22 protein-coding genes are annotated in these 24,316 nt (G+C 62.3%); 6 read left to right on the top strand and 16 right to left on the bottom strand.

Annotation, left to right across the window (positions count from 1 at the left end; all coding sequences use genetic code 11):
- Positions 1-4: 4 nt before the first annotated feature.
- The 11 genes from ATY02_RS03940 to ATY02_RS03890 form a co-directional block, all read right to left on the bottom strand.
- Positions 5-1,297, bottom strand: coding sequence for an adenylosuccinate synthase (locus ATY02_RS03940; protein WP_068576425.1), 1,293 nt, complete (start codon positions 1,295-1,297; stop codon positions 5-7).
- A 54-nt stretch (positions 1,298-1,351) separates the two neighbouring features.
- Positions 1,352-2,539 carry an ATP phosphoribosyltransferase regulatory subunit gene (locus tag ATY02_RS03935; RefSeq protein ID WP_068576428.1) on the bottom strand — a complete coding sequence of 396 codons (1,188 nt, stop codon included), beginning with the start codon at positions 2,537-2,539 and terminating at the stop codon, positions 1,352-1,354.
- Positions 2,540-2,831: 292 nt separating this feature from the next.
- Positions 2,832-3,701: a protease modulator HflC gene (gene hflC, locus ATY02_RS03930; RefSeq protein WP_068576430.1), complete on the bottom strand. Its 870-nt coding sequence runs from the start codon at positions 3,699-3,701 to the stop codon at positions 2,832-2,834.
- Positions 3,701-4,879, bottom strand: coding sequence for an FtsH protease activity modulator HflK (gene hflK, locus ATY02_RS03925; RefSeq protein ID WP_068576434.1), 1,179 nt, complete (start codon positions 4,877-4,879; stop codon positions 3,701-3,703). Before hflK ends, hflC begins: the two co-directional genes overlap by 1 nt.
- A 96-nt stretch (positions 4,880-4,975) precedes the next feature.
- Positions 4,976-6,277: a ribosome rescue GTPase HflX gene (hflX, locus tag ATY02_RS03920; RefSeq protein ID WP_068576435.1), complete on the bottom strand. Its 1,302-nt coding sequence runs from the start codon at positions 6,275-6,277 to the stop codon at positions 4,976-4,978.
- 12 nt (positions 6,278-6,289) lie between these two features.
- Complete coding sequence (hfq, locus tag ATY02_RS03915; RefSeq protein WP_007921378.1) at positions 6,290-6,550, bottom strand: RNA chaperone Hfq; 261 nt, start codon at positions 6,548-6,550, stop codon at positions 6,290-6,292.
- Positions 6,551-6,644: 94 nt separating this feature from the next.
- A complete protein-coding gene (gene miaA, locus ATY02_RS03910; protein WP_068576436.1) occupies positions 6,645-7,616 on the bottom strand; it encodes a tRNA (adenosine(37)-N6)-dimethylallyltransferase MiaA in 972 nt (323 codons plus the stop codon).
- Positions 7,616-9,529: a DNA mismatch repair endonuclease MutL gene (gene mutL / locus ATY02_RS03905; protein ID WP_068576438.1), complete on the bottom strand. Its 1,914-nt coding sequence runs from the start codon at positions 9,527-9,529 to the stop codon at positions 7,616-7,618. Before mutL ends, miaA begins: the two co-directional genes overlap by 1 nt.
- The gene (locus ATY02_RS03900) at positions 9,526-10,953 is read right to left on the bottom strand and encodes an N-acetylmuramoyl-L-alanine amidase (protein WP_206600595.1); all 1,428 of its coding nucleotides are present in this window, start codon (positions 10,951-10,953) and stop codon (positions 9,526-9,528) included. The genes mutL and ATY02_RS03900 overlap by 4 nt, the downstream gene beginning before the upstream one ends.
- A gap of 3 nt (positions 10,954-10,956) precedes the next feature.
- Positions 10,957-11,427, bottom strand: coding sequence for a tRNA (adenosine(37)-N6)-threonylcarbamoyltransferase complex ATPase subunit type 1 TsaE (gene tsaE, locus ATY02_RS03895; RefSeq protein ID WP_068576441.1), 471 nt, complete (start codon positions 11,425-11,427; stop codon positions 10,957-10,959).
- A complete protein-coding gene (locus ATY02_RS03890) occupies positions 11,415-12,275 on the bottom strand; it encodes an NAD(P)H-hydrate dehydratase (RefSeq protein WP_068576444.1) in 861 nt (286 codons plus the stop codon). The genes tsaE and ATY02_RS03890 overlap by 13 nt, the downstream gene beginning before the upstream one ends.
- A gap of 64 nt (positions 12,276-12,339) precedes the next feature.
- Between ATY02_RS03890 and queG the strand changes: the two genes are divergently transcribed.
- Positions 12,340-13,419, top strand: a complete 1,080-nt coding sequence (queG, locus tag ATY02_RS03885) for a tRNA epoxyqueuosine(34) reductase QueG (protein ID WP_068576446.1) — start codon at positions 12,340-12,342, stop codon at positions 13,417-13,419.
- On the opposite strand, the gene ATY02_RS03880 is transcribed toward queG, so the two are convergent.
- Both ATY02_RS03880 and orn read right to left on the bottom strand, forming a co-directional pair.
- Positions 13,401-14,015, bottom strand: a complete 615-nt coding sequence (locus ATY02_RS03880) for a trimeric intracellular cation channel family protein (RefSeq protein ID WP_169893104.1) — start codon at positions 14,013-14,015, stop codon at positions 13,401-13,403. The two genes, queG and ATY02_RS03880, sit on opposite strands and share 19 nt — an antisense overlap.
- Positions 14,016-14,117: 102 nt before the next feature.
- Complete coding sequence (gene orn / locus ATY02_RS03875; RefSeq protein WP_068576449.1) at positions 14,118-14,660, bottom strand: oligoribonuclease; 543 nt, start codon at positions 14,658-14,660, stop codon at positions 14,118-14,120.
- Between the two features lie 108 nt (positions 14,661-14,768).
- Here orn and rsgA point away from each other — a divergent pair, with 108 nt between their 5' ends.
- Positions 14,769-15,800: a small ribosomal subunit biogenesis GTPase RsgA gene (rsgA, locus tag ATY02_RS03870; RefSeq protein ID WP_068576452.1), complete on the top strand. Its 1,032-nt coding sequence runs from the start codon at positions 14,769-14,771 to the stop codon at positions 15,798-15,800.
- Positions 15,801-15,852: 52 nt separating this feature from the next.
- Here the strand turns inward: rsgA and motB are convergent, their stop codons facing one another.
- Complete coding sequence (motB, locus tag ATY02_RS03865; RefSeq protein ID WP_068576453.1) at positions 15,853-16,983, bottom strand: flagellar motor protein MotB; 1,131 nt, start codon at positions 16,981-16,983, stop codon at positions 15,853-15,855.
- Between the two features lie 3 nt (positions 16,984-16,986).
- Positions 16,987-17,838 (bottom strand): flagellar motor stator protein MotA, encoded by an 852-nt coding sequence (motA, locus tag ATY02_RS03860; protein WP_068576455.1) that lies wholly within the window; start codon positions 17,836-17,838, stop codon positions 16,987-16,989.
- Positions 17,839-18,004: 166 nt separating this feature from the next.
- Here motA and ATY02_RS03855 point away from each other — a divergent pair, with 166 nt between their 5' ends.
- From ATY02_RS03855 to asd, 3 genes are read left to right on the top strand one after another with little or no spacing between them, the layout of a single operon-like run.
- Positions 18,005-19,543 carry an HDOD domain-containing protein gene (locus ATY02_RS03855; protein WP_068576457.1) on the top strand — a complete coding sequence of 513 codons (1,539 nt, stop codon included), beginning with the start codon at positions 18,005-18,007 and terminating at the stop codon, positions 19,541-19,543.
- 43 nt (positions 19,544-19,586) lie between these two features.
- On the top strand, positions 19,587-20,402 hold the full coding sequence (rhdA, locus tag ATY02_RS03850; RefSeq protein ID WP_068576459.1) for a thiosulfate sulfurtransferase: 816 nt from the start codon (positions 19,587-19,589) through the stop codon (positions 20,400-20,402).
- Positions 20,403-20,420: 18 nt separating this feature from the next.
- A complete protein-coding gene (gene asd, locus ATY02_RS03845; RefSeq protein ID WP_068576461.1) occupies positions 20,421-21,281 on the top strand; it encodes an archaetidylserine decarboxylase in 861 nt (286 codons plus the stop codon).
- 73 nt (positions 21,282-21,354) lie between these two features.
- On the opposite strand, the gene serB is transcribed toward asd, so the two are convergent.
- Positions 21,355-22,569: a phosphoserine phosphatase SerB gene (serB, locus tag ATY02_RS03840; RefSeq protein ID WP_068576462.1), complete on the bottom strand. Its 1,215-nt coding sequence runs from the start codon at positions 22,567-22,569 to the stop codon at positions 21,355-21,357.
- A gap of 133 nt (positions 22,570-22,702) precedes the next feature.
- Between serB and ATY02_RS03835 the strand changes: the two genes are divergently transcribed.
- Entirely contained in the window at positions 22,703-24,232 is a 1,530-nt protein-coding gene (locus tag ATY02_RS03835; protein ID WP_068576464.1) for an AhpA/YtjB family protein, read from the top strand.
- The last annotated feature ends 84 nt before the right edge of the window (positions 24,233-24,316 follow it).

Genomic DNA, 24,316 nt, shown 5'->3' with positions numbered 1-24,316 from the left:
CTTATCAGGCGAACGGATGACGCAGGACGATGGTCTCGTTGCGATCCGGGCCAGTCGAAATAATGTCGATCGGCGCGCCGACCAGCTCTTCGATGCGCTTGATGTAGGCCAGGGCAGCTGCTGGCAGCTCTGCCAGGGTCTTCGCGCCCAGAGTCGATTCGCTCCAGCCTGGCATCTGCTCGTATACCGGCTCCAGGCCGATGTAGCTGTCGGCGTCGGTCGGCGCGTCGATGACTGCACCATCCTGGTTCTTGTAGCCAACGCAGATATTGATGGTTTCCAGGCCATCCAGCACGTCCAGCTTGGTCAGGCACAGGCCCGAGATGCTGTTGACGTCGATAGCGCGGCGCAGGATCACGGCATCGAACCAACCGCAACGACGGGCACGGCCGGTGGTAGCACCGAACTCATGGCCACGCTTGGCCAGGAAGGCGCCGACGTCGTCGAACAGCTCGGTCGGGAACGGGCCCGAACCAACGCGAGTGGTGTAGGCCTTGGTGATACCCAGGATGTAGTCGATGTACATTGGGCCCACGCCGGAGCCGGTAGCAATGCCGCCAGCGGTGGTGTTGGAGCTGGTGACGTACGGATAGGTACCGTGGTCGATGTCCAACAGCGAGCCTTGGGCGCCTTCGAACATGATGTCCTTGCCGGCGCGACGCAGCTGGTGCAGTTCGGCGGTGACGTCGAGCATCATCGGCTTGAGTTGCTCGGCGTACTCCATGCACTCGTCCAGGGTCTTCTGGAAGTCGATGGCCGGCTCTTTGTAGTAATTGACCAGGACGAAGTTGTGGTAGTCCAGCAACTCACCCAGCTTGGCGGCGAAACGCTCGCGGTGGAACAGGTCGCCGACGCGCAGGCCGCGACGGGCCACCTTGTCTTCGTAGGCCGGGCCAATGCCACGACCGGTCGTGCCGATCTTGGCTTCGCCACGGGCCTTCTCACGGGCCTGGTCCAGGGCCACGTGGTAGGACAGGATCAGTGGGCAGGACGGGCTGATACGCAGGCGCTCGCGCACCGGTACGCCTTTTTCTTCCAGCTTGACGATTTCACGCATCAAGGCATCCGGAGCCACCACTACGCCGTTGCCGATCAGGCACTGCACGCCTTCGCGCAGCACGCCGGACGGGATCAGGTGCAGAACGGTCTTCTCGCCGTCGATCACCAGGGTATGGCCAGCGTTGTGGCCACCTTGGTAGCGCACTACGGCGGCGGCATGTTCGGTCAGCAGATCAACGATCTTGCCTTTGCCCTCATCACCCCACTGGGTGCCCAGGACTACGACATTCTTACCCATAACAATTGTCCTCATTCGCGCAAACTTGGTGCCGGCGAGCGCCGGCAGGAAAACTCAGGAAACCAGTGGCAATACTTGCCAAATACCATCGTGCTGAACCAATTGCCGGTCGCAGTCCGCTTCACGAGCAGCGGCCAGGGGCTGCCCAGGCAAGGCCTGGACCACGCGCTGGCCTTCGCTGCGCAACTGGCAGACGGTCTGCCAGAGTGCGGCGTCGGTGCGATCGGGCATCCAGATGCCACCTGACGGCAATTCGATCTCGGCACGCCCCAGGGTCACCAAGGTCTTGAGGTCGGTAGAGAAACCAGTGGCCGGCCGGGCACGCCCGAAGTCCGCACCGATGTCATCATAGCGACCGCCCTGGGCAATGGATTGACCCACACCCGGAACGAACACCGCAAACACCACTCCAGTGTGGTAGTGATAGCCACGCAGCTCGCCGAGGTCGAAGTACAGCGGCAGGTCCGGGAATCGCACCGACAAGCGCTCGGCAATCGTCAGCAATTCATCCAGCGCCACCAGCACCGGGGTCGGGGCACCCGCCAGGCGACGACGAGCATCGCTCAGTACTTCGCGGCTGCCGCACAGGTCCACCAGGGAGCGCAACATTTCTGCCAGGTCGGCAGGCAAGCCTTCGGTCAGGCTAATGACTTCATCGATCGCCTTGCGCTGCAGGGCGTCGAACAATTGTTGCTCCACGGCACCGGACAAACCGGCAGCCTGGGCCAGGCCGCGGTAGATGCCCACATGCCCCAGATCCATGTGCACATCCGGCACATCAGCCAGTTGCAACATCGCCAACATCAGGCTGATCACTTCGACGTCGCTGCTCGGGCTGGCGTCGCCATACAACTCGGCACCCAGCTGGATTGGGCTGCGGGAGGTCGACAAGGCCCGCGGCTGGGCATGCAGCACGCTGCCGGCGTAGCACAGGCGACTCGGCCCTTCACGGCGCAGGGTGTGGGCATCGATACGTGCTACTTGCGGCGTGATGTCGGCACGGAACCCCATCTGCCGACCCGATTGCGGATCGATGACCTTGAAGGTGCGCAGGTCCAGGTCCTGGCCGGCACCCGTCAGCAGGGATTCCAGGTATTCGATATGGGGAGTGACGACGAACTCGTAACCCCAGCTCTGAAACAGATCCAACACCTGACGACGCGCCACTTCGATGCGCGCCGCTTCCGGCGGCAGTACTTCTTCGATGCCATCTGGCAGCAGCCAGCGGTCTACCGTTGCCATTACGCCATTCCCCTATGGTCCGGGCGGCAAGCCTGGGGCCAGCCTTAGAGTGAAGCAGAAAACAGTCGCATCCGACGCGAGCTCAGCCGGACAGGCAGCCAGAAATCGGCTGTACAGACCCTTTTCCTCGAAAAATCTCACCGGACTCTTGAACGAGCCACGGCTAATCAAAGATGCAGACGCAAAAAAGCCGGGAATTTCCCGGCTGCCGCATCATACACCCGTTTTCCCAAAGGATCACCCCGCCAGGCATTTTAGCCGCCCGGCGGGGCACCCCAGGATCAGGCCAGGATCAAGGCTTGGTTTTTTCCAGGTAGTGGAAAAAATCGCTGCTTGGGTCCAGGACCATGACGTCGGATTTGTTCGCGAAGCTTTCACGGTAGGCACGCAGGCTACGATAGAACGCGTAGAACTCCTGGTCCTGGCCGTAGGCCTTGGCATAGATCGCTGCCGCCTGGGCGTCGCCATCACCGCGAACCTCTTCGGACTCACGATAGGCTTCGGCCAACAGCACCCGACGCTGACGATCGGCGTCGGCACGGATGCCTTCGGCCAGCTCGTTACCCTTGGCGCGATGCTCGCGGGCCTCACGCTCACGCTCGGTGCTCATGCGTTCGAACACGCTGCGGTTCACTTCCTTGGGCAGGTCGATGGCCTTGACCCGGACATCCACCACCTCGATACCCAGTTCCTTCTCCGCCATCTTGTTCAGCGAAGCCGTGATATCGGCCATCAGCGCATCACGCTCACCGGATACCACTTCATGCAGGGTGCGCTTGCCGAACTGGTCGCGCAGGCCCGACTCCAGGCGCCGCGACAGACGCTCGTCGGCAATCTGCTTGAGGCCGGAAGTCGCGGTGTAGAAACGCTCGGCATCCTTCACCCGCCACTTGGCGTAGGCGTCCACCATCACGGCTTTCTTTTCCAGGGTCAGGAAGCGCTGCGTCGGTGCATCCAGGGTCATCAGGCGCGCATCGAACTTACGCACCTGGTTCACGTAGGGCACTTTCACATGCAAGCCGGGCTGGACATCGGCCTGGACTACACGACCGAACTGCAGCAACACCGCACGCTCGGTCTGAGCCACGATGTAGAAGCTGTTCCAGGCAACCACCGCCACGACAACACCCACGATCAGGGCGATCAGCGATTTATTGCTCATCAGCGACTCTCCCTAGAACGCGTCTGCTGCTGTTGCTGCATATGCTCAACCGCCGCGCGCGCATTCGCTTCATTGCTGGAGGTAGAAGCCGAGCCCGTTACCGGAGCACCGCCGCTACGACCACTGTCGATCATCTTGTCCAGCGGTAGGTACAGCAGGTTGTTCTGCCCACCCTTGCTTCCGGTCACCAGGACCTTGCTGGTATTGCTGAAGACTTCCTGCATGGTGTCCAGGTACAGGCGCTGGCGAGTCACCTCAGGGGCCTTGCGGTATTCGCCGACCAGCTTGGTGAAGCGGTCCGCCTCACCCTTGGCACGGGAAACCACTTCGTCGCGATAACCGTTGGCATCCTCGATGATGCGCTGGGCCTGACCACGAGCCTCGGGTACCACACCATTGGCATAGGTTTCAGCCTGGTTGCGCGAGCGCTGCTCATCTTCACGAGCGCGGATCACATCGTCGAAAGCTTCCTGCACTTCACGCGGTGCCGCTGCGCTTTGTACGTTGACCTGGGTCACGGTGATACCGGTGCGATAGTTGTCGAGGAAACGCTGCAAGCGCTCCTTGATCTCGCTGGCCATCTGCTCACGACCTTCGGTCAGCACCTGGTCCATGGCGGTGGAACCCACCACATGGCGCAGCGCGCTATCGGTCGCGTGCTGCAGGCTGATCTCCGGCTGATCGACGTTCAGCACGAAGTCCTGCAAGTTGCTGATCTTGTACTGCACGGTCAGCGGCACCTCGACGATATTCTCGTCCTCGGTCAGCATCTGGCCCTGCTTGGTATAGGCACGCTCACGCGTGACGTTTTCCATGTACTTGCGGTCGATCGGCGGGAAGTAGATGTTCAGGCCCGGACCGACAGTCTCATAGTATTTGCCGAAGCGCAGCACCACGGCCTGCTCCTGCTCATCGACGACATAGACCGCGCTGTACAGCCAAGCAGCCGCCAGCACGACCAGGCCAATGCCCAGCAAGCCAAAACCGCCGCCCTTGCCGGAGCTGGCGCCGTCATCACCACGTTTCTTACCACCACCGAACAACCCATTCAGGCTTTCCTGCAGCTTACGGAAGGCCTCGTCGAGATCTGGCGGGCCCTTGCGATCGCCGTTATTGCGGCGCTTACCGCCCCAAGGGTCCTGATTATTCGAGTTGCCACCCGGCTCATTCCAAGCCATAGCGCTCTCCATCTGATAAAGCAAAGACGCGCCCACGGCGCGCCGGCCAATGCTACAGAATGCCTGCTACAGCGGCACAACCGCCTGCCCAGGCTTTTATTGCAAAGTGTGTTGCTCGATGAAGTCCGACGGCTGCCAGCCTTCGCGACTGACCAGCCGGTTCAACTCGGCCCGAGGCAGGCGAACGGCCAGCAAACTGACACCTTCATCGTCATGATCTTCTTTCTGCACAGCATTCAACTGGAAAAACTGTGCTCGCAGTCGAGCAAAACGCTGGGGCAAGCGCAAGGTGCCAACGAACAAATCTTCACCCAGCAGCTCCGCAATGGCCTGCTTGAGCAAGTCCAGTCCCTGGCCATCACGGGCCGATAACCAGACGCGCTGCGGCTTGCCATCGGGATCACGCTGTATCTGTGGCTCAACGCCCTCGAGCAAATCGAGTTTGTTATAGACCTCCAGGATCGGCAAGTCCTGAGCCCCGATCTCCCCCAGCACGACCATGACCTGCTCGATCTGGGCCATTCGCTCGGGCTCATGGGCATCGATCACATGCAGCAGCAGGTCGGAATTGCTCGACTCTTCGAGCGTAGCCCGGAATGCTTCCACCAATTTGTGCGGCAAGTGGCGAATGAAACCCACGGTGTCGGCCAGCACGATCGGCCCCAGGTCGTCCAGCTCCAGCCGGCGCAAGGTGGGGTCGAGGGTAGCGAACAACTGGTCGGCCGCGTAGACATCGGACACGGTGACGGCATTGAACAAAGTGGATTTGCCGGCGTTGGTATAGCCCACCAGCGACACTGACGGGATATCGGCACGCTTGCGGCCACGACGAGCCTGCTCTCGCTGGCTGCGAACCTTTTCCAGACGAGCCTTGATCTGTCGCAGGCGCACCCGCAACAAGCGTCGGTCGGTTTCCAGCTGGGTTTCCCCCGGGCCACGCAGACCGATACCGCCCTTCTGCCGCTCAAGGTGGGTCCAGCCGCGCACCAGTCGAGTGCTCATGTGCTCAAGCTGGGCCAGTTCGACCTGGAGCTTGCCTTCATGAGTCCGCGCGCGTTGGGCGAAGATATCGAGGATCAGACCCGTGCGATCAATCACGCGACACTCGAATGCACGTTCGAGGTTACGTTCCTGACTGGGCGTGAGGACGTGATTGAAAATCACCAGGTCTACCTGTTCGGCTTTGACCAGGTCGCGCAACTCCTCGACCTTGCCACTGCCAACCAGGTATTTGGCGGTTGGCCGATGACGCGGCACGTTGATAAACGCGACGGTCTCGGCGCCGGCCGATACTGCCAGCTCCTGAAACTCCTGCGGATCTTCGCGCGCCTCAGGGTCCTGACCTTCCAAGTGAACGAGAATGGCTCGCTCACCACCACCGTGGCGCTCAAAGAACAAAGGAGACTCCTATCAGGCGTTACCTGGTTCAGCGTCACCCTGTTCGGACTCGGATGCGCTAGGCAGGCGAATCGGGCGAACTGGAACCACTGTCGAGATAGCGTGCTTGTACACCATCTGGCTGACGGTGTTTTTCAGCAGGATGACGAATTGGTCGAAGGACTCGATCGTGCCTTGCAGCTTGATGCCGTTGACCAGATAGATGGAAACCCCAACTTTCTCTTTACGCAATGTATTCAAGTAAGGGTCTTGTAGCGAATGCCCTTTTGACATGTGCCGCACTCCTTTAAGGATCAATAATAAAAAATTCGGAAAACAGATGGCCAAAGCCGCCACACCCCCAAGGATAGACGGCAATTGCAAGGACTCAGCCCAATATGGAGATCGTCCCTAAGTATTTCAAGGCGCGTGGCAGATTGTCGCAATCCAAGCTGTCCAACCATTGCAGGTCGGACCAGCTGCGTAACCAGGTAAACTGGCGTTTAGCCAATTGGCGCGTGGCAATGATGCCCCGTTCCTGCATTTCGGCGAACGTCAACTTGCCATCCAGGTAATCCCAGACTTGGCGGTAGCCCACTGCACGTATAGACGGCAACCCGGCATGCAGGTCACTTCTCGAACGCAGAGCTACGACCTCATCGATGAACCCCTGTTCCAACATTTGTGTGAATCTTTGTGCAATACGTTGGTGCAGTACCTGGCGATTCGCCGGAGCGATGGCCAGATTGGCGACAGTATAGGGCAATTGACTGCGTCCCGATGCGCCTGCATCAGTACTTTGCGCCAATTGACGCTGACGATGGGCCGTCATTGTCAGGCCACTGACCCGATAGACTTCCAGAGCCCGAGTCAGGCGCTGGGGATCGTTGGGATGGATTCGGGCAGCGGATTCAGGATCCACAGCCGCCAACTGATCGTGCAATGCCTGCCAACCCAGGCGCTGCGCCTCATCCTCCAACTCGGCACGCACCTGGGGGTCCGCCGGCGGCATGTCCGCCAAGCCCTCGAGCAGCGCTTTGTAGTAGAGCATGGTGCCACCCACCAGCAGCGGAATCTTGCCCCGTGCCGTGATATCGGCCATGGCCGCCAGGGCATCGGTACGAAAATCCGCCGCAGAATAGCTGTCAGCCGGGTCGAGGATATCGATCAAACGGTGGGGAAATTGTGCCAGTAACTCCTTGGACGGCTTGGCGGTACCAATATCCATGCCTCTATAGACCAGCGCCGAATCGACACTGATCAACTCGCAAGGAAGCACCTTGGTCAGCTCGATGGCCAGGTCGGTCTTGCCCGCTGCGGTCGGGCCCATCAGGAAAATCGCAGGAGGAAACTGAGTCATCAACGGCCGCGCAGAAAGAGTTTGTCCAAGTCATCCAGGCCCATTTGGGTCCAGGTCGGCCGGCCATGGTTGCACTGCCCACTGCGCTCGGTGTTTTCCATGTCACGCAGCAGTGCGTTCATCTCCGGGATCGCCAGGCGTCGATTGGCGCGTACGGCGCCGTGGCAAGCCATGGTTCCCAGCAGCTCGTTGAGGTGGGCCTGGATCCGATCGCTAGTGCCGTACTCCATCAGGTCCGCCAGCACATCCTGTACCAGTCGATTGGCCTCGGCCTGCTTGAGCAGGGCCGGGATCTGCCGGATCGCCAGGGTCTCGGGCCCCAGGCGCTGCAGTTCGAAACCCAGGCGCTGGAACCATTGGGCATGCTCTTCGGCGCAATCGGCCTCGCGCTGGCTCAACGCAAGCGACTCGGGCACCAACAATGGCTGGCCGCTGAGTCCCTCGCTGGCCATGGCCACCTTGAGGCGCTCGTACATGATTCGCTCGTGGGCCGCATGCATGTCTACCAGCACCAAACCGACGGCGTTCTCCGCCAGGATGTAGATTCCCTTGAGCTGCGCCAGCGCATAGCCCAGAGGCGGGATATCGCCCTGGCTTTCCGGCAGCGCGCCAGGCGCAGCCTGGGCATTTTCCAGCGGCGCATAGAACTCCCGGTAGACCGCCTGGGTCTCGCCGGTATTCACCGGCTGCGACGGCCTCGGCGTGTATTGATACTGATACCCTGCGCCCGAACCTGACGAAGAAAACGACGGGCGCTGCTCTCCCTGGGGTTGCTCCAGCACCGGCGAAGCCAGGCGCATCTCGCCTTGCGGACCGAACTCACCGGCCTGCAGGCCACTGGGGCGCACCATCTCGGAAACCGCAGCCGGCGCCGCCAACTGGTCCTCGGGGCGCACATCCGCCAGGGCACGGTGCAAGGTGCCATAAAGGAAGTCGTGGACCATCCGCCCTTCGCGAAAGCGCACTTCGTGCTTGGTCGGGTGCACATTGACGTCGACCCCCGTGGGATCGAGCTCAAGGAACAGCACGAAGGTCGGGTGCCGGCCATTGAACAGTACATCGCGGTAGGCCTGGCGCACGGCATGGGCGACTAGTTTGTCGCGCACAGCGCGGCCATTGACGAAGAAGTACTGCAAGTCCGCCTGGCTGCGCGAGAAGGTCGGCAAGCCAACCCAGCCCCACAGGCGCAAACCGTTGCGCTCGACCTCGATCGGCAGCGCCTGCTCGAGAAAGCCAGGGCCACAGATTGCGCCAACACGCCGCGCCCGAGCCATCTCGTCGGCGGCTTCGTGCAGGCTGAAAATAGTCTTGCCGTTGTGGCGCAGGTGGAAAGCCACGTCGAAACGCGCCAAGGCCAGGCGCCGGATAACTTCCTGCAGGTGATCGAACTCGGTCTTCTCGGCCTTGAGGAACTTTCGACGGGCCGGGGTATTGAAAAACAGGTCGCGCACTTCGACCGAGGTGCCGACCGGATGCGCAGCCGGCTGTACACGCGGGGTCATGTCGCGCCCCTCGGTCTCTACCTGCCAAGCCTCAGTGGCATCGACGGTGCGCGAAGTCAGGGTCAGGCGGGCGACCGAGCTGATCGAAGCCAGGGCCTCACCGCGAAACCCCAGGCTAAGCACGCCCTCGAGATCTTCCAACTCGCGGATCTTGCTGGTGGCATGGCGCGCCAGGGCCAACGGCAGGTCGTCCGGGGCAATCCCGCTGCCGTTGTCGCGTACACGCAGCAGCTTCACTCCACCCTGCTCGACCTCGACCTCGATGCGCCGGGCACCAGAGTCCAGGCTGTTCTCCAGCAATTCCTTGGCCACCGAGGCCGGTCGCTCGACCACCTCACCGGCAGCGATCTGGTTGGCCAGGCGCGGACTGAGCAGCTCGATGCGCGAACCGCCGACGATCGACTCACTCATTCCTTGGCCGCCAGCTCGGTACCGGGGACGCTCAGAACCTGCCCCACTTTCAACTCATCGCTCTTGAGGTTGTTGGCGCTGCGCAACGCTGCCGCCGAAACCTGGTAGCGCACGGCGATCATGGCCAGGGTTTCTCCAGGATTGACCCGGTGCTCACGCGGGCCCTGGGCGATTTTCCCGGAGTCGCGCAGCCAGGCGATATAGGTGCCCGGTGGCGGGTTCTGTTGGAAGAACTGCCGCACGCCACTGCTGATGGAGCGCGCCAGGGCCTGCTGGTGGCTGGAGGTGGCCAGCTTCGAGGCCTCGTTGGAGTTGGAGATGAAGCCGGTCTCCACCAGGATCGATGGAATATCCGGGGACTTGAGCACCATGAACCCGGCCTGTTCCACGCGCTGCTTGTGCAATGGCGTCACCCGGCCAATGTTGTTCAAGACCTTCTGCCCCACATTCAAGCTGGATGTAAGGGATGCAGTCATCGAAAGGTCCAGCAGCACCCCGGCCAACATCCGGTCCTTGTCATCGAGGCTGACGTTGCCGGCACCACCGATCAAGTCGGAGCGGTTTTCGCTGTCCGCCAACCAGCGGGCGGTTTCCGAAGTCGCGCCACGCTCGGACAGGGCGAACACCGATGCGCCAAAGGCTGCCGTCGACGGCGCCGCGTCGGCGTGGATCGAAACGAACAGGTCGGCGCCCTTCTTGCGGGCGATTTCGGTACGACCGCGCAGCGGGATGAAGTAATCGCCAGTGCGGGTCAACTCGGCACGAAAGCCCTTGAGACCGTTGATCTGGCGTTGCAGCTCGCGAGCGATGGACAGCACCACGTCTTTCTCGTGCTGGCCACGGGAGCCGGAGGCGCCAGGGTCCTCGCCGCCATGACCGGCATCGATCACCACGATGATGTCGCGCTTACCGGCCGGTGCCGGGGGCAGCTTGATGGCAGGTTCCGCTGGAGTGACAGGTACCGCAGGCACGGTCGCCACGGTTGGCGGTGGAGCAGCCGGTGGCGCGGCATCGGCCGGGTTGTCGAACAGATCGACCACCAGGCGGTTACCGTACTGGGCATTGGGCGCCAGGGTGAAGCTCTTGGGCGTGACGGCCTTCTTCAGGTCGATCACCACCCGCAAATCGGTCGGCGTACGTTGTGCCGAGCGCATCGCGGTGATCGGGGTGTTGGCCGTGGCGACATTCAGCGAACCACCCAGGGTTGCGCCGTTGATATCGATCACCAGGCGATCGGGGGCCGTGAGGGTAAAGACGCTGTGCTGAACCGGACCGGACAGGTCGAATACCAGTCGCGTGTTATCCGGTGCCCGCCATAGGCGGACGCTGCGAACCTGCGTAGCGGCCACAGCCTCGACGGCCAATGCCGTAAGCAACAGTCCTACGACAGCAACCAACGCGCGAATGCGCATACCTAACCCCATCAATTATTTGAATTCCAACGCCAAAGCGGCACACCAGGACTCGCCTCGCGAGCCTTGGGACAATAGATGTACGCAACGCCCATTGTTATGCGGGGTAATGGTAATGGTCAGGTCAGGCTTTGGCAAAAAGCCTGCACCGCGTGCAGGCCATTCCAGCAAGCACAGGGCATCACCCTCGAAATAATCACGAATCCCCAGGAATTCCAACTCCTCGGGGTCCACCAACCGGTACAGGTCGAAGTGGAAGGCTCGCACCGTACCAATTTCGTAGGGCTCCACCAGGGTAAAGGTCGGACTCTTCACCGCCCCCGAATGCCCCAAACCACGGATGACCCCCCGAGACAGGGTAGTCTTGCCCGCCCCCAGGTCGCCCTCGAGAAAGATCACCCCTACCCCACGGGTGACCTGAGCAATGCGTGCACCAAATTCCACCATGGCCTGCTCGTCGGCCAGGTAAAGGGTTAACTCAGACACGGTGATTGCTCCTCCAACAACTGACGAATGACTGGAATCAGATCACTGGCCGCCAGTCCACGGCCCAATTTACCTTGCCGCTCGCCGGCGCTGGCATGCAGCCAGACCGCCAGGCAGGCAGCATCGAACACCGCCAAGCCCTGTGCCAGCAGCCCGCCAAGCAAACCTGCGAGGACATCGCCCAGGCCGGCCGTAGCCATCGCCGGATGCCCGGCATCGCAGCGGGCCAGGCGCCCATCAGGACTGGCTATCAAGCTGCCAGCGCCCTTGAGCACGACCACCGTTGCATATCGGAGGCTCAAGGCACGGGCTGCTGCAGGTCGGTCCGCCTGAACCTCAGCCGTGGAAATACCCAACAAGCGGGCAGCCTCTCCAGGATGTGGCGTCATGACACTTCCGGCCGGCATGCCCACATCCCCCAAGGCCAGCAGATTCAAGGCATCGGCGTCCCATACCTGGGGCAACACGGCATTGGCCGCCGCCGACAGCAAGCTGCGCCCCCAGGCCCCTTGCCCCAGGCCGGGACCGATCACTACCACCGAAGAACGCTCCAACAACCCCATCAGCTGGTTGGCTGAATGAACGCCCAGGGCCATGACCTCAGGCAGCCGAGTTCCAGCCGCCGCTACATGTTCGCCACGAGTAGCCAGTGACACCAAGCCTGCACCGCTGCGCAGCGCGCTCTCGGCTCCCAGCAAGGCCGCCCCGGCAAAACCCAGGTCACCACCGATCAACAGCACATGGCCGAACTGGCCTTTATGAGCATCTCGAGAACGGCCACTCAAGCGCGGCAACTGGCCAGCAGTCAGCAACTGAATCTCTGATAAGGGGTGTTTTGTCTGCCGCATGCGTCTTCCAGCTCCGATGTCTGGCAGAATTATACGCACCTCAGCACCCGGTTTCTCTTGCCTCATGTCCGCTATTACCCAGGATCTTCCCGCCCTCGCCCAATCCATCAAGGACTGGGGCCGCGAACTGGGCTTTCAACAGGTCGGCATCAGTGGCCTGGACCTGGCCGAACACGAACAGCACCTGGAGCGCTGGCTCGCGGCCGGCTACCACGGCGAGATGGAATACATGGGAGCCCACGGCAGCAAACGCTCCCACCCCGAGGAACTGGTGCCCGGTACCCTGCGCGTGGTGTCGCTGCGCATGGACTACCTGCCCGGCGATACCCAGATGGCCCAGCGCCTGGCCCAACCCTCCAAGGCCTACGTCTCGCGCTATGCCCTGGGCCGCGACTATCACAAGCTGATCCGCAAGCGCGTACAGCAATTGGCCGAGCGCATCCAGCAAGCCATCGGCCCCTTCGGCTTCCGCGCCTTCGTCGATAGCGCACCAGTGCTGGAAAAAGCCATCGCCGAACAAGCGGGCCTGGGCTGGATCGGCAAGAACACCCTGGTCCTCAACCGCAAGGCAGGCAGCTACTTCTTCCTCAGCGAGCTGTTCGTCGACCTGCCCCTGCCGGTGGATGCCCCCCACGCCAGCGAACATTGCGGGCGCTGCACTGCGTGCCTGGACATCTGCCCGACCAACGCCTTCGTCGGCCCCTACCAGCTCGATGCCCGACGCTGCATCTCCTACCTGACCATCGAGCTGAAGAACGCCATCCCCGAAGACCTGCGCCCGCTGATCGGCAATCGGGTATTCGGCTGCGACGACTGCCAGATCGTCTGCCCCTGGAATCGTTTCGCCCGTACCTCCGGGGAGGGCGACTTCAAGCCTCGGCACAATCTGGACAATGCCGAGCTGGCGGAGCTGTTCCTATGGGACGAAGATCAATTCCTGAGCAGTACCGAGGGCTCGCCACTACGTCGCGCCGGCTATGAGCGCTGGCTGCGCAACCTGGCGGTAGGCCTGGGCAACGCCCCCTCCACGATCCCGGTGCTGGAAGCCCTCAAGGCCCGCCAGGACTATCCCTCGGAACTGGTGCGTGAACACGTGCAGTGGGCCCTGGCCCAGCACGCCAGCCGTCAATGCTCGTCGTTATAGACGAACTTGGGCATTTCCCAATGGAAACGGATCGCCAGCAAGCGCAACAGGAAGCCGCCGAACAAGGTGACCAGGATCGACTGTTCGCTGGGTAACTGCAGGTAGATGCACAACATGTAGCACCAGGCCGCGGCGAAGGACACGCTGGCGTACAGCTCGCGCCTGAAGATCAGGGGAATGTCGTTGCAGAAGATATCCCTGAGAATCCCGCCGAACACCCCGGTGATCACCCCGCTGACCGAAGCCACCAGCATGCCGTGCCCCATCTCCAGGGCGGTCATGCAGCCAATCAGGGTAAAGGCCACCAGGCCAACGGCATCCAGCACCAGGAACAAGGAGCGCAGGTGGCGCATCAACGGCGCGATGAAGATCGTCACCAAGGCCGCCACTGACGTCAGCACCAGGTACTCGGGGTGCTTGACCCAGGTCAGCGGGTAATGCCCGAGCAGTACATCACGCACCGAGCCACCGCCCAGGGCCGTGACGCAGGCGATCAGTACGACACCGAACCAGTCCATGCCTCGACGACCGGCAGAAAGGGCGCCGGTCATGGCTTCGGCGGTAATGGCGATCAGGTAGAGCATCAACAGCATGATGACGGTCCTTGCAAGAAGGCGCGCAGTCTACTCAGTTGAAGCGAACGCCAAAAGAGGGCGGCAACGGGCATGACTCCTCGGCATACCCGCCGGCCGGCCTATTCAGAGCTTGATGAAGTGCTTGCGGTAGTGCTGCAGCTCGGCAATGGACTCGCGAATGTCGTCCAGGGCCAGGTGGGTACTGCCTTTCTTGAAGCTGTCGCGTACCTCTGGGGCCCAGCGGGCGGCCAGCTCCTTGAGGGTGGAGACATCGAGATTGCGATAATGGAAGTAGCTTTCCAGGGCCTTCATGTGACGATAGAGGAAGCGCCGGTCCTGGCAAATGCTGTTGCCACAGATCGGCGACTTGCCCTTGGGCACCCACTGCTCCAGGAAAGCGATGGTCTGGGCCTCGGCCTCAGCCATGCTGATGCGGCTTTCGCGCACACGCTGGGTCAGGCCGGAACCTCCATGCTGGCGCGTGTTCCATTCATCCATCCCGGCGAGAATCTCGTCGCTCTGGTGGATAGCGATGACCGGTCCTTCAGCCAAGGTATTGAGATTGCTGTCCGTGACAATGGTCGCCATCTCGATGATGACGTCGGTGTCGGGGTTCAGGCCGGTCATTTCCAGATCGATCCAAATCAGGTTCTGCGGGTTTTGCATGTGTGGGCTCCTCGGCGTAGTTGCGCAGTTTAGCCTAGAGGGCTGGCCCGGCGTGCTAAACTCGCCGCCGTTTTACCCAACCGCCGTAATTATCGACACGGAACATCAATGGCCAAACGCCAGCTCAATCGCCGCCAAAACTGGCGCATCGAAAAGATTCAAGGTGAGCGCGCAGCCCGCGCAGCCAAACGCGAGTCCTCTGCTGTAGAGGCACTGGAGGGCGGCGACCTGGGACCGGAGCAGACCGGCCTGGTGATAGCCCACTTCGGCGTCCAGGTCGAAGTCGAGGCCCGCGACGGCGAACTCGCCGGACAGGTGTTTCGCTGTTACCTGCGGGCCAACCTGCCGGCCCTGGTGACCGGTGACCAGGTCGTCTGGCGCGCCGGCAACCAGGGCATTGGGGTAATTGTCGCGCAACTGCCCCGCAGCACCGAGCTATGCCGCCCGGACAGCCGCGGCCAGTTGAAGCCTGTGGCCGCCAACGTCGACATGATCGTGATCGTCTTCGCCCCCATGCCGGAGCCCCACGCCAACCTGATCGACCGCTACCTGGTGGCGGCCGAGCACGCGGGGATTCGCCCTCTGTTGCTGCTGAACAAGGCCGACCTGATCGATGAGCAGAACGCTCCGGCGCTCAATGCCCTGCTGGCCGTCTATCGCCAACTGGGCTATCCGCTACTGGAGGTCTCGGCCCACCACGGCGACGGGATGGAGCAATTGCAGGCACTGCTGAACGGCCGCATCAGCGTCTTCGTCGGTCAATCCGGGGTCGGCAAGTCGTCCCTGGTGAACAGCCTGCTACCGGATGTCTTCACTCGGGTCGGCCCGCTGTCGGAGTTCTCTGGGCAAGGCACCCATACCACCACCACTGCGCGGCTGTTCCACTTCCCCGGCGGTGGCGAGCTGATCGACTCCCCGGGTATTCGCGAGTTCGGCCTGGGCCATGTCAGCCGCGCCGATGTCGAAGCCGGCTTCATCGAATTCAACGACCTGCTGGGCACCTGCCGCTTCCGGGACTGCAAGCACGACCGCGAGCCAGGCTGCGCCCTGCTCAAGGCCCTGGAAGAAGGACGCATCCAGCAACAACGGATGAACAGCTACCGCTCGATCCTCGCCAGCCTGCCCGACGACAGCTACTGAGCGATACCACGCAGAAACTACAAGGCCGCGATCATCGCGGCCTTGTGGTTTTTCACCTTGCTGTTCCCGGTGTCGCCGGAGTAGCCGGCGGCGCGGCCGGACTGGGCACCGCTGCAGGTGCAGGTGCAGGTGCAGGTGCAGGTGCAGGAGTGTGGCCCGCCGCGCCCTGCTCATCCATCTTCAATACACCATCTTCGAAGATGTTCAGGCGCTGGCGCACCTCATGGGCCGGCAATGGCTCGCTGCCAGGTGGCAGGGCATTCGGGTCGGCCGCAGCTCCCGGAACCTCGCCAGGAGCCCCACTACCCTGGGTGGGCGTTGGCGCCTTGGGATCGACCTGCTCACCCTCGATGGCACGCTGGGCTTTCTTGGTCAGCACCACGATATCGATACGCCGGTTGACCGGGTTGAACGGGTCCTTGCGATCGAACAGCGCCGATGAGGCGAAGCCCACCACTCGCGCCACTTGCGGATCGGGGTAACCACCGGCCACCAATGCCCGACGGGCCGCGTTGGCACGGTTGGCCGACAGCTCCCAGTTGCCGAATTCACCGGTACCGGCATAAGGCGTGGCATCGGTGTGGCCACTGATACTGATCTTGTTCGGCACCGCCTTGATCGTATCGGCCATGGCCAACAGGATGTCTTCGAAGTACGGTTTCAGACGTGCGCTGCCGGAGTCGAACATCGGCCGGTTCTCGGCGTCCATGATCTGGATGCGCAAGCCATCAGGCGTGATCTCGAAGAGGATCTGGTCCTTGAACTTCTGTAGCTGGGGATTCTCCTCGACCTTGTTCTGCAGTTCCTGCAACAGCAGTTCGAGGCGTTCGCGCTCGACCTGCTCGGCCATGCCTTCCACCTGCTCGGAATCCACTGTGACCTTGTCCGGTTGTGGCTGGGACTTGATCTCGGGGTTCAGGGTGTTTTCCGGCGCCAGTTCCGGCGAGCCGCCCAGGTCGATGATGTAGGGCGTGCCGCTTTCGGAAAAGCCGATCGGGTCCTTGAAGTAACCGGCGATGGCGATCTTCTGTTCCGGGGTGGCCGTGGACAACAGCCACAGCACCAGGAAGAACGCCATCATCGCCGTGGCGAAGTCGGCGAAGGCGATTTTCCACGCCCCCCCGTGATGCCCGCCAGCGAAGCGCTTGACGCGCTTGATGATAATCGGCTGATTGTTCTCCATGACTTAGCGACCGCGAACCGCTTGTTCCAGCTCGGCGAAGCTAGGACGATGCGCCGGGTACAGGACCTTGCGCCCGAACTCTACCGCCAGCGAAGGTGGCATGCCGGAAGCGGAAGCCACCAGGGAAGCCTTGATGGCCTCGTAGACGTTCAGTTCTTCCTTGGCGTCGTGGGCCAGGGAGTGGGCCAGCGGGCCGAAGAAGCCATAGGCCGCGAGAATACCGAAGAAGGTACCTACCAGCGCTGCACCTACGTGCAGGCCAATGGACTTCTGGTCGCCGTCCCCCAGGGACGCCATGGTCACCACGATACCCAGTACCGCCGCGACGATACCGAAACCGGGCATGCCGTCGGCAATACCGGTGACCGCATGGGATGGATGCTCGAGTTCTTCCTTGAGGCTGAACAACTCCATGTCGAACAGGCCTTCCAGCTCATGGGGAGCCATGTTGCCGGAGGACATGATGCGCAGGTAGTCACAGATGTAGGCCGTCATGCGCTCGTCTTTGAGCACCGCCGGGTACTTGGCGAAGATCGGGCTGGCGGCCGCGTCCTCGATATCGCCCTCGATGGCCATCATGCCTTCGCGACGACTCTTGTTGAGGATCTCGTAGATCAGGCCCAGCACTTCCAGGTAGAAGGTGTGGGTGAAGCGGGAGCTGAACATCCCCAGGGACTTCTTGATGACGTGCATCGTCATGTAGCCCGGGTTGGCCTGCAAGAATGCACCGAAGGCTGCACCGCCGATGATCAGCACCTCGAAAGGCTGGATCAGCGCTGCAATTTTACCGTGGGAGAGCACGTATCCGCCGAGCACGCTAGCGAATACGACGATGATGCCGATGATTTTAGCCATAGATAGGAGAGTACTTATTGGGTCGGGTTCAAGGTCATATTCGGAAGTTCTTAAAACTCTTCTTCTACTTATCGGCAAAACTGCGCCAGACTATAGCCAGTTAAGGCGAAAAGCCAGTTTGGCCCACTCCGGGCGTGTTCCCAGCAGACAATGATTGCGCCCGACCATGTCCAATGAAACCAGCGTCCCACAGACCCCGCCCACCTCTCTCGACGCCTGGGTAAGACTGCTCAATGCCGTGCGCTTGCCAGTGCCACAAACCAGCCATGACCGGGTCTGCAAAGCCATTGCCAACAACCGCAGTTCGCTGCGAGAAATCGCCGACCTGATGCAGAATAGCCCGGCCTTGGCACTGTGCGTGATCCGCGAAGCCAACCGGCATTCCCAAGGCAGCATGAGCGAGCCGGCGGAGAGCCTCGAGATCGCGGTCAATCGCCTGGGGCTCAAGCGCACCCAGGAATTGCTGGAACAACTGCCGACCCTGCCCGAAGAACAGATCCCCCAGGCCCTGCGACAGCTGCAACTGATCAGCCAGCACGCCACCCAGCAAGCCAACGGTTTTTTTGCCGGGCGCCTGGCCCGCCTGTGGCAGGACATCCACTGGGGCAGCCTGCTGTTTCTCTCGCCGCTATGGGCCATGGCCATGACCTACCCCAAGCTCATGGACGAATGGGAGCTGCGGGTCATCTATAAGCATGAGCCTGCACGCAAGGTCGAAATGCAATTGTTCGGCGTACGCCTCATGGAGCTGTGCCAGGCCCTGGTACAGGCATGGCATCTGCCGATCTGGGTGCAACAGGGCTATCGGCTACTGACCCAGGAACAACACCTGCTGGCCAAGGTCATGCTGATCGCGCGCGATGGCGACAACCCATTGCGCCAACAGCAACGCCTGGATGCCGATCCGGAACTGCGCCGCTGGCTGAACCAGCCGGCCAATTGCGTATTGTTGGCCAACGGCATGGCCCTGGCAGCGCAGTACTCCTGGAACAATCCCCACGGCCAACGCTGGCAGAACCTCACCGCCCTGTATCTGCAGATCCCGGTCGCCGAGGTCCAGCAGCAGTTGCACCAACAAGCCACCAACAGTGCCCGCAACGACAGCCAGCCCGATCTCTGGCATCCGGCCCAGGCTCTGATCTGGCCCTGGAATGTACGGCGCCTGCACAACGGCGAACTGCCGGCACCGCCGCCCACCGCCCTGGAGTTGACCCAGTGGCGCAAACTCTGTGGCGAGCTGTTGCTGGAGCCAAGCCCCTTCACCAACGCCGTGCATCTGACCGGTTTTGCCCGGGATGCCCTGGCAGCCTGCGGCATGCAGCGGATCATGTTGCTGATGGTGGACCGCAGTCACAGCCAGTTACGGGTACAACAGCTGTACGGCCTGCCCAAGGAAGCCGCAGGCCTGAGTTTCCTGGCCAAGCAGAGCCCCCTGCTGCAGCGCCTGCTGGAGAAGTCCGCACAGATCCGCCTGACGCCGGACAACTGCCGACAGTTCGCCGCGCACTTGCCCGGCGCCCTGCGCCAGTTGTTTCGTGGCGAGCACTTGCTGATCCGCTCACTGTCCTGCAATGACCGAGTACAACTGCTGGCGATCGCCGACCAGGGCGGCGTGCCGTTCTCGCAAACCAGTGTCCAGGCCTTCGGCAAGACCGCCCAGTGCATCGAAAAAGCCTTGCACAGCTTTACCAACCGCAGCCAGTGACGCTTGCGCTACAATTCCATCCTTTGTGCCCTGGGGACCTGACATGTCTGATTTTTCCGGCTTGCCGCTGGTCATCGAGCCTAGCGAGCTGCTCGCCCGCCTCGACGCCCGCCACCTGATCCTGGTCGACCTGACCAGCGCTGCCCGCTACAGCACCGGGCATATTCCCGGAGCACGCTTCGTCGACCCCAAGCGCACCCAGCTCGGCCAGGCGCCGGCCCCAGGACTGCTGCCACCCAAGGCGGCCCTGGAGACGCTGTTCGGTGAACTCGGGCACAACCCCGAGGCGGTCTACGTGGTGTATGACGACGAAGGTGGCGGCTGGGCCGGACGCTTCATCTGGCTGCTGGATGTGATCGGGCACCAGCGCTATCACTACCTGGATGGCGGCCTGCCGGCCTGGCTGGCGGAAAACCTGCCGGTATCCGTCGAAGTCCCGGCTTCCAATGGTGCTGCGGTCCCCCTGACCCTGCATGACGAACCCACCGCCACCCGCGAATACCTGCAAAGCCGCCTCGGTGCCGCCGACCTGGCGATCTGGGACGCTCGCGGTCCACTGGAGTACTCGGGCGAGAAAGTCCTGGCCGCCAAGGGCGGACATATTCCCGGCGCAGTGAATTTCGAGTGGACCGCCGGCATGGATCAGGCCCGCCACCTGCGCATCCGCCGCGACATGCCACAGATCCTCGAGGACCTGGGCATCAGCAAGGACAAAGAAGTCATCACCCACTGCCAGACCCATCACCGCTCCGGCTTCACCTACCTGGTGGCCAAGGCGCTGGGGTATCCACGGGTCAAGGGCTACGCCGGTTCGTGGGGCGAATGGGGCAATCATCCCGATACGCCCGTAGAGATTTAAGGTTTTTAAGGACACCCAATGAAAAAGCGTTTGTTCATCATCAGCCAGTACCTGCTGCCTCACCACCTGCTCTCGCGCCTGGCCGGCTGCGTCGCCGAGTGCCGCGTGCGCTGGTTCAAGAATGCCTTCACCAGCTGGTTCGCCAAGCAGTACCAGGTGGACATGTCCGAAGCCCAAGTGGAGGACGTGACCGCCTACGAGCATTTCAATGCCTTCTTCACCCGCGCCCTGAAGGATGGCGCCCGACCGCTGGACCCAACCCCAGGTGCAGTGCTCAGCCCCGCCGACGGCGCCGTCAGCCAGCTCGGTCCGATCGAGCATGGCCGGGTGTTCCAGGCCAAGGGCCACAGCTACAGCGTGCTGGAGCTGCTGGGCGGCGATCCGGCCCTGGCCGCGCCGTTCATGGGCGGCGACTTCGCCACCATCTACCTGTCCCCCAAGGACTACCACCGGGTGCACATGCCACTGGCCGGCACCCTGCGCGAGATGGTCTACGTCCCAGGACGGATCTTCTCGGTCAACCAGACCACCGCGGAAAACGTCCCCGAGCTGTTCGCCCGCAACGAGCGCGTGGTGTGCATCTTCGATACCGAGCGTGGCCCCATGGCCCTGGTGCTGGTAGGCGCGATGATCGTGGCCTCGATCGAAACCGTCTGGGCCGGCCTGGTAACCCCACCCAAGCGCGAGCTCAAGACCGTGCGCTACGACGAGGCCGCCCGCGCCCCGATCCACCTGGAGAAAGGCGCCGAGATGGGCCGCTTCAAGCTGGGCTCCACCGCCATCGTGCTGTTCGGCCCAGACCAGGTGCAGTGGGCCGAAGAGCTGGCGGCCGGTTCGCCGGTCCGCATGGGCCAGGGCCTGGGCGCGCCCAAGGCCTGATGCCTGAATAACACCGCAAACAAAAAACGCCGCTGATCAGCGGCGTTTTTCATGGGTGAAGACTCGTGCGCGGTCAGGCCTGCCCGTCGCGATCACGTAAGCCCAGCAGATACAGCACGCCATCCAGGCCCAGGGTCGAGATCGCCTGCTTGGCCGACTGCTTGACCAGCGGCTTGGCACGGAACGCTACACCCAGCCCGGCAATGCCTAGCATCGGCAGGTCGTTGGCGCCGTCGCCAACGGCGATGGTCTGCTCCAGGCGCAGGCCTTCCTTGTGCGCGAGCTCACGCAGCAGGTCCGCCTTGCGTTGCGCGTCGACGATTGGCTCTACGGCCACGCCGGTCACCTTGCCATCGACCACTTCCAGTTCGTTGGCGAACACGTAGTCGATGCCCAGCTTGGCCTGCAACTGCTTGGCGAAATAGGTGAAACCACCAGAGAGAATGGCCGTCTTGTAGCCCAGTCGCTTGAGCTCGGCGAACAGCGTTTCGGCGCCCTCGGTCAAGCGCAGGGATGCGCCGATGGAGTCCAGGACATTGATGTCCAGCCCCTTGAGCAAGGCCAGGCGTTCCTTGAAGCTGGCGCGAAAGTCCAGTTCACCGGCCATCGCCCGCTCGGTGATCTCTGCCACCCGATCACCGACACCGGCTGCCTTGGCCAGCTCGTCGATGACCTCGGCCTCGATCAGTGTCGAGTCCATGTCGAATACCGCCAGGCGCCGGTTACGACGGAACAGCGAGTCCTCCTGGAAGGCGATGTCGACGTTCAGTTCCTGGGCCACGCTGAGGAACTCGGCTCGCAGCGCCTGGGGGTCGGCCGCCTCGCCACGCACCGAAAACTCGATGCAGCCCTTGCCCTGATCGGCCGGCATGTCCAGCGGCATGCGCCCCGACAGGCGATCGATATGGTCGATGTTCAAGCCGTACTGGGCAGTGATCGAACTCACCCGCTGCAGCTGCTCGGCGGTCACCTTGCGAGTCAGCAGGGTGACGATATGGCGCTTTTTACCCTGCCCCGCCACCCACTGCTGGTAATCCGCCTCGGATACCGGGGTGAAGCGCACCTGCTGGTCGAGCTTGTAGGCGGTGAACAGGATGTCCTTGAGCACCGAGGAGCTCTGCTCGTTGTCCGGGATCTCGACCAGGATGCCAAACGACAAGGTGTCGTGGATCACGGCCTGGCCAATGTCGAGGATGTTCACACCACCCTGGGCCAGAACGCCGGTAATGGCCGCAGTCAGACCGGGACGATCTTCGCCGGTGATGTTTATCAGGACAATTTCGCGCAAGGCGCACCCCCGAGGTGGAAAAAAAGCGCATTCTACCCACTTTCGCTGACCATCGGGCACAGCCAGCGCTTTGCCGGCCTAGGGCCTGTCGCTATACTGCGCGTCAACTTCACGGACAAAAGAGCCGAGCTCAGTGAACCGGCCCACGCCAGTTAAAAACGACAACTTCTTCCTGCTGATCTTCCGTGCACTGCGCCACCGCCGTGTGCCGATTGCATTGCGCATCGCCAGCCATAACGTGATCCTGGTCGCCCTGGCCCTGGTGATCTATGCCGGCGTGATGGGCCTGCAGTTCAAGCAAGCCATGCACGAACAGGCCGACGCCCTGGGCCAGAGCCTGACCACGCAGACCGCCACTTCAGCCACTGAACTGCTGGTGTCCAACGACATCCTCAGCCTCAACGTCTTGCTCAATAACCTGACCAAGAACCCGCTGGTGGCCCACGCGGCGATCTATAGCGTCGACAACCGCATCCTCGCCGAAGCCGGACAACGCCCGAAGAGCAACCTGCTGGGCGAAACCGAAGGCGTGTACCAGACCAAGATCACCTTCCAGGATGTGACTGCCGGCAACCTGCGGCTCAGCCTGGACATGGCCCAGTTCCAGCAGCCGATGACCATCAGCCTGCAAAGCATGGGCATTCTCAGTGCCATCCTGCTGGCCCTGGCCCTCGCCTTGAGCCTGCGCCTGGGCCGCCATATCTCCACCCCGCTGCTGCAACTGCGGGTGTGGCTGCGCGACCTGGACGAGCACACTCCGGCCATCCAGCGCCAGGATGAGATCGGCGACCTGGCGCGCCAGCTGCACGCACGCCTGGCTCCGGAAATCCCCGAGCCCGAGCCTCAAGCCCAGCCTGCCCAGCAGGATGAAGAAGACGAGTTGCCCGCATTCGAAGTACGTAACCTGCGTGATCCGAGCTTCGATGAAAGCGCGCCCGTAGCCGGTCTGAAGCCTGCGCCACGGCATGTGGTCAATGCCGAGGAAGACGAGCTGGATGAAGAAGAGGACCCGTTCGCCGACCTGCGTGATCAATCCTCGGCCCCCGCACCCGCAGTGAAACCGCAACCCCAGATTCCGGCCGAGCCCCAGCACAGCGCGGTGCTTGCCGTGCAGCTCGGGGCCCAGGAACAGTTGCGACGCCTGCCTCGTGCCCGCCTGACGGAATTGCTCGAACGCTATCGCGACTGCCTGGACCAGGCTGCATCGCTGTACCAGAGCGAACTGCATACCCTGAACGACGGCAGCACGCTGATGTTGTTCCACAGCGAAGACAGCGGCGACGACTACCTGACCAACGCCATCTGCTGCGGCGAGCTGCTGCGCGCCCTGGGCCATGCCCTGCAGATCGAAGTGGCAGACAGCGGCATCACCCTGCAACTGCAACTGGGGCTGACCCTGGGCGAGGGCCTGTTCGGCCTGAGCCAGATCGACTTGCTGCTGACCGAGCCAGCCCAGGATGCCCTGGCCCTGTCCCAGCACAGCCGCAACCTGCTGCTGGTGGAGCGCAAGGTCAACGATGATGCCCTACTGCGCCAGCGCGCACGTATCCGCCCGATAGCCAGCCCTGAAGGCGCCTGCTGCGTCGAACGCCTGATGGAGCCTTACCCTTCGATGCTGGAGCGACAACTGGCCCGGATGCACGAGACCCGCGCCAAGCTGTAAGGCCTGCTCCATTCAACAAAGCCCGCCCTGTGCGTGATGCCGATCAGTCAAGCGAGGCGGTCCCTGCAGGAGCAACCGGTCGAC

This window comes from Pseudomonas sp. BIOMIG1BAC (assembly GCF_001705995.2).
GTDB lineage: Bacteria > Pseudomonadota > Gammaproteobacteria > Pseudomonadales > Pseudomonadaceae > Aquipseudomonas > Aquipseudomonas sessilinigenes.
This window is presented reverse-complemented; position numbering and strand designations above follow the sequence as displayed.

Coding starts and splice junctions, on each gene's coding strand:
- ATY02_RS03940 (WP_068576425.1), bottom strand. CDS start 1,297: ATGGGTAAGAATGTCGTAGTCCTGGGCACCCAGTGGGGTGATGAGGGC.
- ATY02_RS03935 (WP_068576428.1), bottom strand. CDS start 2,539: ATGGCAACGGTAGACCGCTGGCTGCTGCCAGATGGCATCGAAGAAGTA.
- hflC (WP_068576430.1), bottom strand. CDS start 3,701: ATGAGCAATAAATCGCTGATCGCCCTGATCGTGGGTGTTGTCGTGGCG.
- hflK (WP_068576434.1), bottom strand. CDS start 4,879: ATGGCTTGGAATGAGCCGGGTGGCAACTCGAATAATCAGGACCCTTGG.
- hfq (WP_007921378.1), bottom strand. CDS start 6,550: ATGTCAAAAGGGCATTCGCTACAAGACCCTTACTTGAATACATTGCGT.
- miaA (WP_068576436.1), bottom strand. CDS start 7,616: ATGACTCAGTTTCCTCCTGCGATTTTCCTGATGGGCCCGACCGCAGCG.
- mutL (WP_068576438.1), bottom strand. CDS start 9,529: ATGAGTGAGTCGATCGTCGGCGGTTCGCGCATCGAGCTGCTCAGTCCG.
- ATY02_RS03900 (WP_206600595.1), bottom strand. CDS start 10,953: ATGGGGTTAGGTATGCGCATTCGCGCGTTGGTTGCTGTCGTAGGACTG.
- ATY02_RS03890 (WP_068576444.1), bottom strand. CDS start 12,275: ATGCGGCAGACAAAACACCCCTTATCAGAGATTCAGTTGCTGACTGCT.
- queG (WP_068576446.1), top strand. CDS start 12,340: ATGTCCGCTATTACCCAGGATCTTCCCGCCCTCGCCCAATCCATCAAG.
- orn (WP_068576449.1), bottom strand. CDS start 14,660: ATGCAAAACCCGCAGAACCTGATTTGGATCGATCTGGAAATGACCGGC.
- rsgA (WP_068576452.1), top strand. CDS start 14,769: ATGGCCAAACGCCAGCTCAATCGCCGCCAAAACTGGCGCATCGAAAAG.
- motB (WP_068576453.1), bottom strand. CDS start 16,983: ATGGAGAACAATCAGCCGATTATCATCAAGCGCGTCAAGCGCTTCGCT.
- motA (WP_068576455.1), bottom strand. CDS start 17,838: ATGGCTAAAATCATCGGCATCATCGTCGTATTCGCTAGCGTGCTCGGC.
- ATY02_RS03855 (WP_068576457.1), top strand. CDS start 18,005: ATGTCCAATGAAACCAGCGTCCCACAGACCCCGCCCACCTCTCTCGAC.
- rhdA (WP_068576459.1), top strand. CDS start 19,587: ATGTCTGATTTTTCCGGCTTGCCGCTGGTCATCGAGCCTAGCGAGCTG.
- asd (WP_068576461.1), top strand. CDS start 20,421: ATGAAAAAGCGTTTGTTCATCATCAGCCAGTACCTGCTGCCTCACCAC.